Annotated in this window: 15 protein-coding genes and 2 pseudogenes; 8 read left to right on the forward strand and 9 right to left on the reverse strand. The window is 57.4% G+C overall.

The genetic code is table 11. From position 1 onward, the window contains the following. Nucleotides 1–261: 261 nt before the first annotated feature. Nucleotides 262–423, reverse strand: coding sequence for a hypothetical protein (locus IQ254_RS26360; protein ID WP_193969133.1), 162 nt, complete (start codon nt 421–423; stop codon nt 262–264). Between the two features lie 176 nt (nt 424–599). Here IQ254_RS26360 and IQ254_RS26365 point away from each other — a divergent pair, with 176 nt between their 5' ends. The 3 genes from IQ254_RS26365 (at nt 600) to IQ254_RS26375 (ending at nt 1,954) form a co-directional block, all read left to right on the forward strand. Continuing rightward, nucleotides 600–947, forward strand: a complete 348-nt coding sequence (locus tag IQ254_RS26365; protein ID WP_228041115.1) for a hypothetical protein — start codon at nt 600–602, stop codon at nt 945–947. 11 nt (nt 948–958) lie between these two features. After that, a complete protein-coding gene (locus IQ254_RS26370; protein ID WP_193969134.1) occupies nt 959–1,270 on the forward strand; it encodes a helix-turn-helix domain-containing protein in 312 nt (103 codons plus the stop codon). Nucleotides 1,271–1,390: 120 nt separating this feature from the next. Beyond that, nucleotides 1,391–1,954: a hypothetical protein gene (locus tag IQ254_RS26375; protein WP_228041116.1), complete on the forward strand. Its 564-nt coding sequence runs from the start codon at nt 1,391–1,393 to the stop codon at nt 1,952–1,954. A gap of 50 nt (nt 1,955–2,004) precedes the next feature. Here IQ254_RS26375 and IQ254_RS26380 read toward each other — a convergent pair whose 3' ends face one another. Next, nucleotides 2,005–2,550, reverse strand: coding sequence for a hypothetical protein (locus IQ254_RS26380; protein WP_193969135.1), 546 nt, complete (start codon nt 2,548–2,550; stop codon nt 2,005–2,007). A gap of 1,060 nt (nt 2,551–3,610) precedes the next feature. Between IQ254_RS26380 and IQ254_RS31855 the strand changes: the two are divergent. Then, a pseudogene (locus IQ254_RS31855) lies at nt 3,611–4,276 on the forward strand (hypothetical protein); the annotation flags it as partial. Between the two features lie 113 nt (nt 4,277–4,389). Here IQ254_RS31855 and rsmD read toward each other — a convergent pair. Together rsmD and hisH are read right to left on the reverse strand one after the other, a co-directional pair. Then, complete coding sequence (gene rsmD / locus IQ254_RS26385; RefSeq protein WP_193969136.1) at nt 4,390–4,938, reverse strand: 16S rRNA (guanine(966)-N(2))-methyltransferase RsmD; 549 nt, start codon at nt 4,936–4,938, stop codon at nt 4,390–4,392. A gap of 2 nt (nt 4,939–4,940) precedes the next feature. Continuing rightward, a complete protein-coding gene (gene hisH / locus IQ254_RS26390) occupies nt 4,941–5,585 on the reverse strand; it encodes an imidazole glycerol phosphate synthase subunit HisH (protein WP_193969137.1) in 645 nt (214 codons plus the stop codon). Nucleotides 5,586–5,670: 85 nt separating this feature from the next. Here hisH and IQ254_RS26395 point away from each other — a divergent pair, with 85 nt between their 5' ends. Then, nucleotides 5,671–6,189 (forward strand): peptidase C15, encoded by a 519-nt coding sequence (locus IQ254_RS26395; protein WP_193969138.1) that lies wholly within the window; start codon nt 5,671–5,673, stop codon nt 6,187–6,189. Nucleotides 6,190–6,278: 89 nt separating this feature from the next. Here the strand turns inward: IQ254_RS26395 and trxA are convergent, their stop codons facing one another. The 4 genes from trxA to IQ254_RS26415 all read right to left on the reverse strand — a co-directional run bounded on the left by trxA (nt 6,279) and on the right by IQ254_RS26415 (nt 7,930). Next, nucleotides 6,279–6,629 (reverse strand): thioredoxin, encoded by a 351-nt coding sequence (gene trxA, locus IQ254_RS26400; protein WP_193969139.1) that lies wholly within the window; start codon nt 6,627–6,629, stop codon nt 6,279–6,281. A gap of 115 nt (nt 6,630–6,744) precedes the next feature. Continuing rightward, entirely contained in the window at nt 6,745–6,936 is a 192-nt protein-coding gene (locus IQ254_RS26405) for an alkyl hydroperoxide reductase (RefSeq protein ID WP_193969140.1), read from the reverse strand. 24 nt (nt 6,937–6,960) lie between these two features. Continuing rightward, nucleotides 6,961–7,359, reverse strand: a complete 399-nt coding sequence (locus tag IQ254_RS26410; RefSeq protein WP_193969141.1) for an alr0857 family protein — start codon at nt 7,357–7,359, stop codon at nt 6,961–6,963. Between the two features lie 286 nt (nt 7,360–7,645). Continuing rightward, entirely contained in the window at nt 7,646–7,930 is a 285-nt protein-coding gene (locus IQ254_RS26415; RefSeq protein WP_193969142.1) for a hypothetical protein, read from the reverse strand. 246 nt (nt 7,931–8,176) lie between these two features. Here IQ254_RS26415 and IQ254_RS26420 point away from each other — a divergent pair, with 246 nt between their 5' ends. The 3 genes from IQ254_RS26420 to era all read left to right on the forward strand — a co-directional run bounded on the left by IQ254_RS26420 (nt 8,177) and on the right by era (nt 9,954). Continuing rightward, nucleotides 8,177–8,500 (forward strand): hypothetical protein, encoded by a 324-nt coding sequence (locus IQ254_RS26420; protein WP_193969143.1) that lies wholly within the window; start codon nt 8,177–8,179, stop codon nt 8,498–8,500. Between the two features lie 64 nt (nt 8,501–8,564). Then, nucleotides 8,565–8,999: a secondary thiamine-phosphate synthase enzyme YjbQ gene (locus IQ254_RS26425; RefSeq protein WP_193969144.1), complete on the forward strand. Its 435-nt coding sequence runs from the start codon at nt 8,565–8,567 to the stop codon at nt 8,997–8,999. Between the two features lies 1 nt (nt 9,000). Continuing rightward, nucleotides 9,001–9,954 carry a GTPase Era gene (era, locus tag IQ254_RS26430; RefSeq protein ID WP_193969145.1) on the forward strand — a complete coding sequence of 318 codons (954 nt, stop codon included), beginning with the start codon at nt 9,001–9,003 and terminating at the stop codon, nt 9,952–9,954. 89 nt (nt 9,955–10,043) lie between these two features. On the opposite strand, the pseudogene IQ254_RS26435 reads toward era, so the two are convergent. Next, nucleotides 10,044–10,438 (reverse strand): annotated as a pseudogene (locus IQ254_RS26435) (aspartate carbamoyltransferase); the annotation flags it as partial.

A 10,438-nucleotide genomic window follows, 5' to 3' on the forward strand; every position in this document is an offset into this window, starting at 1 on the left:
TTGGAAATGTCGTGAGACCCACAGGTTGGACAGGTCATCTCGATTTCCATATGGCCTACTCCCTCAAAATCCAGGAATACAACGACGATGCCTTATTTCTCTCTATCCTTTACGTTAATCCACTACCTATACGGGTTTAGGTCTTCTCACAGGCGTTACCGGCAATTTCTCTGGAAGTATCATAGCGATAAGGTTTCCTTTGCCGCCGTGGATCGCACTTGATAGTGAGGTTGACACCTCTGCCTGGGGGTACGGGGGTACCTACCCCTTCTTCCCGCTGGCTTCCCTCGTTTCTAAAGCCTCCCTCAACAGCATTTCAACCACAAACGTAAATGATCGCTGCTCTCTATCTGCGATCGCCTGAATGGCATCCCTCATCGGGTCTGGCAAGTAAATGCTGGTCTGGCGCTTCTGGGTAGTCATAACCGCTCTATCTAGCTCTAGAGCAAGCCTAGGTGAAGCGTAGCGACTAAGGGTAATCTACTCTAGTTTAGAGTAGATTAAACTAAAGTGGATAAGCATATCTGCTAGTTCAAGTTACCTCAGCTTTGTTTAGCGGCCAGGCTGACCTTTGCCAGCACCCAGGAACTGCTCTTCCTATGGCTCAACCCTTTCCACACCAGCGATCGCGCCAGCTTCAGGTCATCCACCGAGCCCCCTGGTACTCTCTTAACCCTGGTCATCTGCACCTCCCGTCAACGACTGACTTGCCTGCGGCCTTCCCCAATGTCGAAGCGCCTCGCTTTCACTACGGCGATCGCCTCTGCTGGGTTCCCCACGGCAACACGACCGATTGGGGCCTGGTCATTGGCCGGTTCTACAGCTACACCCCCCACAGCCGCCGCTGGCAGTGGTGCTACCTGATCTGGCTCGATCCGGCTTCCCCCAGTGCTGCCTGGATCAGAGCCGATATCGCCTGGGAAGACGACCTCGAACCCGCCGATTGAGAGGCTACCCGATGAATCCCCGCCTCCTTTCTCCCCGCGAGCAGCACTTAATCGAGCGGTACAGCTACTGCCAACTAGGCATGACGCCCCAGCGGTTTTATGCCAAGTGGCAGGTCAGCCAAGAAGACATGGCTGCGATCTGCTCCCGGTCGGTCTCAACGGTGCGGGGCTGGTTCCGAAAGGGGCAAAGCTATCGCCGCCCCACCCCGGTTGACCTGCGCCATCTGGCCCTGATGGATTTTTTGCTCGACAACTTTGACCAGATTCCGGCAGACCTGCGGCAAGCCCTGTGCTCCACCGAGCCCGAAGACGATCACACCTAACCCAAAATTGTCAATATCACCGTGCTCTGTTTTAGCGAATCTCTCCTGCCTAGGGTGGCATCAACTGCACCACATTTATTCATCAGGGAGGACAGTCACATGAGCCAAGGGCACCGAATCATGGCCGATATCAAATGCATCCGGGCAACGCTGGCAGAGTCAGGGCAAGGCTTGTATCGCCTGAAAAAGCTGCCTCGGCAGGCCGTTTGGCTCGTTCACGGTAGAACCAGCAAAACCTACCGGCTGACCTTTCAGCCTGCACCCATCAACGCCTGGACACTGCATCCTCCAGATCGAGAGGCCTCTGAACTATTAGGCAAGATTGAGCAGGCGTTGAGGCCCAGTGCTGCCAGTGCCGGGGAGGGCGTGCAGCCTTACTCAAGGGATGCTGTCAGCGAGCAGGAAGCTCCCCGTTTAGGGAACCAGCAGTACCCGTCATCTGTTGCCTACGAGGGGGAAGTGCCTACAGCTTATAACCAACTGCTCCATCCCTGGTGCGTTGTACAACTTCTTTCCCACATGCAGCGGCGCACAGTGGCCCGCTTTCGACGGCGCAATGATGCTGATGCCCATTTGAGAGCCCTGCGGCGGCTGAGCCCCTCAGCTCAGTACACCGTTATGTTTGATCCATCTCCATCTGTCCCCGGCTTCACTCCCGACAGGCACGGGGAGGTGTTTGTTTGAGGGGATAAAAAAGCACCGTGCCGTTCTTAGCCCTATTGAGTGGCTTAGGCTTAGATAGCGAGCGTGGGAACGGCCGCTTCTTGCCCAATCTGCAAAATGTCTTTCGCCATTGTTTGAGAGGCAACATGCGCGATCGCCTGCCAGTCCTCTGTAGTAAACATCTGAGCGAGCATAGCGATCGCCTCAGCCCGAATCACCTTCTGATCGTTGGGTGACGCCTGCTCTCCCTCTGCCAACAGCACCTCAATCCAGGCCGTTTGTTCGGGGGTGAGATGCCTCAGGTGGCCGTATAAGCATTTTTGCGCCTCCATATAGACAGCCTCTAGACTCCGCCCAAGCTGCCACGACTCTAACCACCCCTTCAACTCCGGTAACAAGATGGATAGCACTCGCACATACCACCGCTGCCGCTGCAAAGCTTCCGGTGAAGCCTCCTTGAGTAACGCCACATAAGGTTGTAGAGCCAGGCCAGCCTCAACCGGCCCTTCCTCACTGGCGTGCTCCGCATCTGCTTCTCGAACCCAAGCCTCGTCATTGAGCAAGTCCATCAGGTTGCCCGTTTTTCTCAGTTGCTCAGCCAGGATTGCATCATTCATAAGCGATTGGATGAGTTAGAGCGTTAAAGCGGCGTACTCGAAGTATACCAACCCGTCTTTGTCCGGGTCAGGGCCGTAGTCCGGCATACTGTAACGTCGATAGAAAGCTTCCGCACCCGGTAGCGCATGGAGACCGACGCGACCACCGTAACCTAATTCCACACTGCGCTGACGGGCAAAGAGTAAGAGCGCCCGTCCGACCCCAATCAGATAGGGAGGATCTTCGAGTAATCGGCGATTCCACGGCGCAGAGGCTAAGTATTCGACATAGACCAATGGAAACCGTTGCGGTAACCAGGAACGGTGCCATTGCGTTTCGAGCAAGATAACGCCTTGAAGAAGCGCCTCAAACTCGATGCCGTAGGCCTCATAGCGATCATCATTGACAGCCAGTCGTAATTTATAGGCCCAGTCCCAACGGTTGTCTGGCTGCTGTGTCTCCCGCAGAATGCCTGCCCAGATGTCATCGATTTGCCCGGCGTATTCCTGAGTTAACAGGCCTATTGTCGCCGTGACGATGTCATCTGGGGGTTTGGTTAATCGATATAGGACGGTTCATGGGCATCACATCGGAATGCCCTAAAGCTTATCAATGCCTGTCCCTAACGCCCATCAGCGGGGAGCGAGATAACCTCTCCCCTATGGCTTATCTTGGTGTGGAAACCAGGCTGAAAAGACCGCATCCAATGCAAGCTATGGATCCAATAAGGAAAGGGCATTAACCTCAAGGTCTGCCTTCCAGCGGTGAGTTTCTGGCCAGCATTGAGCAATTTTGGATCGAAAATGGATCGAAGGATTTTTTGTAAAGCCCATAAACCCTTTACGATATGGTTTTTAGACTTCAGATACCTACCATCGCACCGCAGAGGTCAGGAGTTCGAATCTCCTATTCTCCATTCTCTCAAACCCATACAGGTCAAGGGCTATATCGCTCATCAACAAGGTTATTCAAAGCCTTACTGAGGGTTTGGGGCCAGGAGCAGTTACGTCACTTTCGGCCATTTTGGTTAGAAATTGGTTAGAAATTGGATCGAAAGATTCCCTCGATCCATTCGATTCAATCTGTGAACGAATCGTGAAAAACGGGACTGCCCTCTTGAAAGACCAATCCCCTCGACAACGTTATCTGTGTCGTGAGTGTGGCAATCGATTTAACGAACAGACGAAGACTCCCATGGCCCGGCTGAGAACGCCAGCGTCGCTCGTGTCTGCCGCCTTGAATGTCCGGACGGAAGGCTTGGGGTGGCGGGCCACCGGGCGCTCCTTAGCCAAGGCACTGCGCAGGCTTGGCCGTGGGCCGCACCCGCCCAGTTTATCCGCTGGTTTACCGTTCGCGTAGCGTGCCGTAGGCTTAGGTGAACGGCGCTATGGCAACGCCTTATGGCCACTGGCGAGTGTGTTTCTCAAAACAGCTGAAATCACTCCCGCCTATCAGAGACGGAAAGGTTGGCGACAGGGGTTGAAAGTCGCGATGAAAATCAAAGGTTCTCAAGGGCAACGACGCGTAGTCTGGGTCAAGACCGAGCATCCCTTCACGGCGATCAGTCCCGCTCATGACGTGCATGCCAACCATAATGAAGCGCAAAACAGTGCCTGAAGACGACGGACGAGTGCTTATCGAAGACGTCAGAATCTCTATGCCAAGCGAGTTGAAGGGTTGCAACGAGCTTTGAATGTCCAGCGTCTGATTCATAACTGGGTGAGGCCGCATTGGAGCCTCAGCAAGGGGAGGTGTTTGCTGAATGGTAGCGCCCTTAGCGCCAGGCTATTCCATTGTAAACGTGATTCCAGGCGGCAACCTGTAGGTGAAGAAGCTCTTCCCAACCCAAGCCATCTCTGTCATGAACCAGGGGTAGCAGCGTAGAATGCGAGATGGCTGGTGCCATACTGCTTTTGTCGCACCAGTTCCAGGCCCGCGATCGCCGCAGGTTCCCAGGCCGCTGGACTGTGCTCGACCGCTATTTCCCCCGTGGGCTGGAGCAAGTTTAGGCTCACCACCCGCTCTAGCACTGGAGCATACAACTCGCTGGTGTAGGGCGGGTCGAAGTAGATGCAGTCAAAGGGTTGCCCGTGTAGCCGCGACAGTTGTTTGACCACATCGCCGCGAAACAGGCTGATGGTCTGATCGCTCTGAGCGACCTTTTGCCAGTTTTCACGGGTGACGGCGTAGGCCTCAGCCGATAGCTCGATGCCCACCACCTCAGCGGCGCCTCGGCACAGGGCCTCGGCCCCCATAGCACCACTGCCGGTGCATAGATCGAGCCAGCGACAGTCGACAACACGCCCCTGCCAGATATTGAACAGGGCCTCTCGCACGCGGGCCGAGGTGGGCCGAGTCGCATCGCCAGGCAGGGTTTTGAGGGCGCGGTTGCCGTAGATACGCAGCATGGTCAGCGGGCCGCGATCGGAGTTTGGGCATTCACCAGGGCAACAAAATTGGCCAGCATGGTCAGCCCGGCCGGGGCCGACTTTTCGGGGTGATACTGCATGGCCATGATGTTGTCTTGGGCGATCGCCGCCGTCACGGTCTGGCTACCGTGGGTGGCCGTGGCCGCATTCACTACCGGGTCAGTGGGTTCAGCGTAGTAGGAGTGCACAAAGTAGACCCAGTCGCCGTCGGCAATGTTTTGCCAGAGCGGATGGTGGGGCTGAGTCAGGGTCAGCTGGTTCCACCCCATGTGGGGGATAGCCATGTCGGGCTCTTTTTTGAACTTGCGAATGCGGCCCGGAATCAGCCCCAGCCCTGGTTCTACCCCCTCGTCGCTGCCGTCAAATAGCAGCTGTAGCCCCAGGCAGATGCCCAAAAAAGGTTTGCCCGCTGCAATCTCACGCTTGATCGGCTCGATCAATCCTTTCTCGTGCAGGTGACGCATGGCCGGGTCAAAGGCCCCATCTCCGGGCAGCACCAGGGCATCGGCGGCCTCCAGATCGGCCACCACATCGGTAATATGAGGTGTTGCCCCAGCCAGCGCCAGCCCCTTGCAGGCCGAGTGCAAGTTCCCCATGTCGTAGTCGATGACGGCAATGTTGGCCATAGGCGTTCCGGTTCGGTGCTCTGTTGGGAGTATAGGGGATGGTTCAGACTCTATCCTACCTGGCAGAACTGGGGGAGTTGAGGTTTTGGATGATTTTATGCTCCTCACCACCTTCGCCCCCTGGCGGGCCCACCAGCCCTCTAACGCTGCCGATGACCTGATTGCGGTGCTGCAACGACAGCAACTACTGCCCCCTCGGGCCGTTGTCCTGCGTCATATTCCGGTGAGTTTTGAGCTGGCCCCCATTCGGGTGCTGGCGAAGGTAACGGAACTGAAGCCCGAGGTCGTGGTGTGCTGCGGCATGGCCGAGGGCCGTACCCACCTCAACCTCGAACGCTATGGCCGCCGCGATGAGCTGGCGATCGCTACCCAGTTACCGCTCGATGTGCTGATGGCTGATACCCATCTGACGGCGATTAGCGACTGTGCTGGCACCTACGTCTGCAACCATTTGTATTATCGGGTGCTGGCGGCGATCGCCGCTTACCCTTGGCCAGTGCAGGCGCTATTTGTACATATTCCACCGCTGACCCCGGCAACCCAACCGCTTTTGACCACCGATCTAGCGTTGATTTTGCGGCGACTGGCGACGGGCAGAGGCTAAGAACTCTGGCCGCAGGCAATCTTTCGCTAGGGCCACCCGACCAGGATGATCGGGCGGCCCTAGCGATGAACCCTGCCCAGGCAACGGCGCTATGCGGCCGAGTTAGCGGTTAACAATGCTTCCATGCGCTCTGTTAGAGAGTCTTTGGGCGCGACACCCTCGATTCTCTCGACCGCCTCTCCATGCTGAAAAAAGATCAGCGTAGGAATTGCCATGACGTGATACTTGAGGGCCAGAGCATCTTCGTCATCGACGTTGAGCTTCGCAACCTTAGCCCGACCGGCAAAGGTGTCAGCCAGCTCTTCTACGATCGGGTTCATGATCCGACAGGGACCACACCAAGCAGCCCAAAAATCGACCAGCACCGGCACATCGCTTTGCAGTACCTCGGCCTCAAAGTTATCGGCAGTCAGGGTCAGATAGGTTGCGTCGTCGGCCATGGAGTGCCTCCTTAAAACGTAAGAAAAAGAGCATCGAAAAAGGTTTGTTCAACCGCCGGGCAAAGGTTCGCTTTCTACGGTACTGCATCTGGGCCGAAGACAGGTAGAGCCTGAACTATTGCCACCCCTTAAGGACTGCCAAAATGGCCTCTGGAGCCAGGCGCTGGGTGTAGTCTACATCCACAAAGCGGTGAACGATAGTGCCGTTGGTATCGACCCCATCGGTGGCCGACAAGGGTAGGTCAACGGTGGTGTCACCATGGCGAGCGGGTAAATCAATGCCAGAGAAGGTTTTAGGTCGAGCCATGGCGAGCTATTAGAAGGCTCATGCTTACAGCCCGCCTTTGGCCTCAGACTGGCTCAAGCTGGCCAAGGGGGCTTGGCTGCGCCGCCACAGGTCAACGACGCGATGCTCTAGCGCTGTCGATAGCACGACGACCAAGATGCCCTCGGCGCTATCAGAGCTGTCGGTCAGCCAGGTGCCCCGCAGGGTGACCTCAAGCCAGCCGCGATCGCAGGGGGCCAGGGTCAAACAGCTGGGGTCGCCAGACTGAATCGCGGCCAGCCCGGGCAGGTCAGCGGGGAGGACAAACGAGCCGTAGCCCGGCTGCACTAGCAAGGGCTGGCCAGCCCGCACGGCGACCAGGCTGCGCTGGGTAACCATGGCTTCCACGGTCAAATTGAGCCATTCAACCAATAGGTCAGTATCGGAATAGGTCAGCTTCAACATGATTCCTCATGCCTTTAGTACTTGTGAACTAGTTTCTACGCTTAAGGCTGTTATGTCGAGACAGGGCTCGGCTCCGATGGGGCGAAGACCGGCTCACGACCGGGGCAGGCGGCCCACGATTGGCGACCGACCCAGGCCATGCCGCTGGTGAAAGCCATCGCATTTCCCTGGCTCGTTGGCAAGCTAGGGGGTGCAGCGCCGCTAATCGTCCAAATCTGGAGCCTGAGCCAAGCGGAATGGGCCGCTGTCGGCCATCCCTAGGCGAAGAACCAGTTTGGTGGTCAGGTTAACCCTGGTATACAGAATGCTGGATAGGTAGGGGGGAATAGTGATACCCAAAGCGGCGGTCGCCCGGCGCAAAAGCCCCCTTAAACCCAAGGGACTGCTGTAGCCACCGCAGGGGCGCTCGCCAGGGGCGCTCGCGCCCCTGGCAGAGGTTTGCCCCGAGACTGGCGGGCACCAGCAGCCTAATTCGAGCCCCTAGGAATGCCGCCACCATGCCCATCTGGCCAGCATCGCCTGTAGCAGTGGCGATTTTCATTCCGGTGCCAGTAGACAAGATCCGTTTCATGGCGGTGTTCCTCAAGCGTAAAACAGCAAGGCTTAGGAAAGCGTTGAGGCTGGTGTCAAGAGTTGATGGGGTTGGCCCCGCCGCTTGACGAATAGCCTCAGATAACGTTAATACTACACTTGTAATACAAACATGTCTAGCCTGTCTAGACTGTTAGTACGTGATCGCAGACGTCAACCTGTGACCGCTGCGGTACACCTTAGTTCACACTAAATCTTTCTGTCCTCTTTGCAAGTGTACTCACCGATGCCAACCGTAACCCGCGTATCCACCACTGAAATGGATGTCACCAGCATTCGTCTAGAGCGATCGCTGAAAGAAAAGTTGAAATCCCTGGCGGGGGATCGGGGCTATCAGGCACTCATTCGCGACATTCTCTGGCAGTACGTTGAGCAGACCCCCGGGCAGGCCACAACCCCGTGCAAAGCGGTTGACCTGTGCGCCAGCTTTGGGGCCGTAGCCGAGTGTGATCAGGTATGCGCTATCACCGGCAAACCCATTGCCGCCCATGCCCCCATGCGGTTGGGGTTGACGGCCCAGGGGCGCTTGGTTCCCATCAGCGCCGAGTAACAAATTTCCCCTAGAGCGGTTAAGTCTGCCAGAATAGAGAACGCTCTATTCTGAGAACTGGTCGATGACATCCACCACCGCTACCCGCCACTACCAGCAAATGCTGACGCTGCGATCGCAGGGTAAACACCTGCACCGCTTCACCAACAAAGTGCAGGATGTCGTGCGGGCCTCGGGGATTGAGACCGGGCTGTGCACGGTGTTTTTGCGCCACACCTCCGCCAGCCTGATTATTCAAGAAAATGCTGACCCCGACGTGTTGGTAGACCTAGAAAATTTCTTGGCCCGGCTGGTGCCCGAGGGCAACCACTATATCCACAGCACCGAAGGCCCCGACGACATGCCGGCCCACATTCGCACGGTGCTCACCCACACCAGCGAAACCATTCCGGTGATGGATGGGCGGCTGGCCCTGGGCACCTGGCAGGGCCTCTACCTGTGGGAGCATCGATCGCGGGGTGCCGCCCGCGAGGTGGTGGTTCATGTGGCAGGCTATTAGCATGGTCGACGCCGTTAACCCGATTGGCTTTAGCGCTATTCCCACCCCGCCCGAGGGCTATAAGTCAGGGTTTGTGGGCATTGTGGGCCGCCCTAACGTGGGCAAATCGACCCTGATGAATACCCTGGTGGGCCAAAAGGTGGCGATCACCTCCCCGACGGCCCAGACCACCCGCAACCGCCTGCGGGGAATCTTGACCACCGACCAGGCGCAGATCATCTTTGTCGATACCCCGGGCATCCACAAGCCCCACCATGAGTTGGGCAAGATTTTGGTCAAAAACGCCCGCATGGCAATCGACTCGGTGGATGCCACCCTGTTTGTGGTCGATGGCAGCGCTGAGGCGGGACGGGGCGATCAGTTTGTGGCCGAGCTGTTGGCCCATACCAGCAGCCCGGTGATTTTGGGCGTTAACAAAGTCGATCGCCAGCCCCAGCAGGCTGACGCCGTCGCCGCCCTCGATGCTAGCTATCAGCGTTTGGCCGACGCCCAGGGCTGGCCCCTGGTCAAATTTTCGGCCCTACATGAAACTAGCTTTGATACCCTGCTGACCACCCTAGTTGACCAACTCGACCCTGGCCCCTACTACTACCCACCCGATCTGGTTACTGACCAGCCCGAGCGGTTCATTATGGGTGAGCTAATTCGCGAGCAGATTTTGCTCAACACCCGCGAAGAGGTGCCCCACTCGGTGGCGATCGCCGTTGACCGGGTCGAAGAAGACACCCATATCACCCGCATTCTCGCCACCATTCACGTCGAGCGCGAGTCGCAAAAGGGCATTTTGATCGGCAAAAAGGGCAGCATGCTCAAAACCATTGGCTCCGACGCTCGCCAGCAGATTCAAAAGTTGGTCATGGGGCAGGTGTACCTGGAGCTGTTTGTCAAAGTCGTGCCCAAATGGCGGCAGTCGCGCAGCCGCCTCGAAGATTTTGGCTATCGGGTCGAAGAGTGAGGGCCTCTGCCCTCCTCCCCTGCCCAATTGATCGATTTGGCAGAGGAGGAGATGTCTTCGGATACCAAACCCGCAGGTCGCGCTGTGCTCTATTCAGTGGTGCCCTTGCCGACCCCCATGAGGTAAAGCAGCGCCATGCGTACCGCCACTCCGCTGGTCACCTGGTCGCCAATCAGACTGAGGGCGGGGTCATCCATCAGATCGGAGCTGATTTCTACCCCCCGGTTGACCGGGCCGGGATGCAGCAGCTTGACGGTCGGTTGGCAACGGGTGATGCGATCGCGAGTCAGGCCAAACCCCTGGGTATATTCCCGCAGGCTGGGCAGCAGGTGATCGGTCATGCGCTCCTTTTGCAGGCGCAGGGTCATGACAAAATCGGCCCCCTCCAGCGCCGGGGGCAGGGTGCTGTGCTGGGTGATGGCGCGGGGAATGGCCAGGGGGGACTGCGCTTTAAAGGCCTCGGCAAAACCGGGGGGCAGTAGGG

This window comes from Nodosilinea sp. LEGE 07088 (genome assembly GCF_015207395.1).
GTDB lineage: Bacteria > Cyanobacteriota > Cyanobacteriia > Phormidesmidales > Phormidesmidaceae > Nodosilinea.

What these genes read in the sequence shown, in the direction of transcription:
- IQ254_RS26405 (WP_193969140.1), bottom strand. Translation starts at nt 6,936, where the DNA reads ATGGCTCGACCTAAAACCTTCTCTGGCATTGATTTACCCGCTCGCCAT.
- IQ254_RS26420 (WP_193969143.1), top strand. Translation starts at nt 8,177, where the DNA reads ATGCCAACCGTAACCCGCGTATCCACCACTGAAATGGATGTCACCAGC.
- IQ254_RS26365 (WP_228041115.1), top strand. Translation starts at nt 600, where the DNA reads ATGGCTCAACCCTTTCCACACCAGCGATCGCGCCAGCTTCAGGTCATC.
- IQ254_RS26375 (WP_228041116.1), top strand. Translation starts at nt 1,391, where the DNA reads ATGGCCGATATCAAATGCATCCGGGCAACGCTGGCAGAGTCAGGGCAA.
- trxA (WP_193969139.1), bottom strand. Translation starts at nt 6,629, where the DNA reads ATGGCCGACGACGCAACCTATCTGACCCTGACTGCCGATAACTTTGAG.
- era (WP_193969145.1), top strand. Translation starts at nt 9,001, where the DNA reads ATGGTCGACGCCGTTAACCCGATTGGCTTTAGCGCTATTCCCACCCCG.
- IQ254_RS26370 (WP_193969134.1), top strand. Translation starts at nt 959, where the DNA reads ATGAATCCCCGCCTCCTTTCTCCCCGCGAGCAGCACTTAATCGAGCGG.
- IQ254_RS26425 (WP_193969144.1), top strand. Translation starts at nt 8,565, where the DNA reads ATGACATCCACCACCGCTACCCGCCACTACCAGCAAATGCTGACGCTG.
- IQ254_RS26410 (WP_193969141.1), bottom strand. Translation starts at nt 7,359, where the DNA reads ATGTTGAAGCTGACCTATTCCGATACTGACCTATTGGTTGAATGGCTC.
- IQ254_RS26415 (WP_193969142.1), bottom strand. Translation starts at nt 7,930, where the DNA reads ATGAAACGGATCTTGTCTACTGGCACCGGAATGAAAATCGCCACTGCT.
- hisH (WP_193969137.1), bottom strand. Translation starts at nt 5,585, where the DNA reads ATGGCCAACATTGCCGTCATCGACTACGACATGGGGAACTTGCACTCG.
- IQ254_RS26380 (WP_193969135.1), bottom strand. Translation starts at nt 2,550, where the DNA reads ATGAATGATGCAATCCTGGCTGAGCAACTGAGAAAAACGGGCAACCTG.
- rsmD (WP_193969136.1), bottom strand. Translation starts at nt 4,938, where the DNA reads ATGCTGCGTATCTACGGCAACCGCGCCCTCAAAACCCTGCCTGGCGAT.
- IQ254_RS26360 (WP_193969133.1), bottom strand. Translation starts at nt 423, where the DNA reads ATGACTACCCAGAAGCGCCAGACCAGCATTTACTTGCCAGACCCGATG.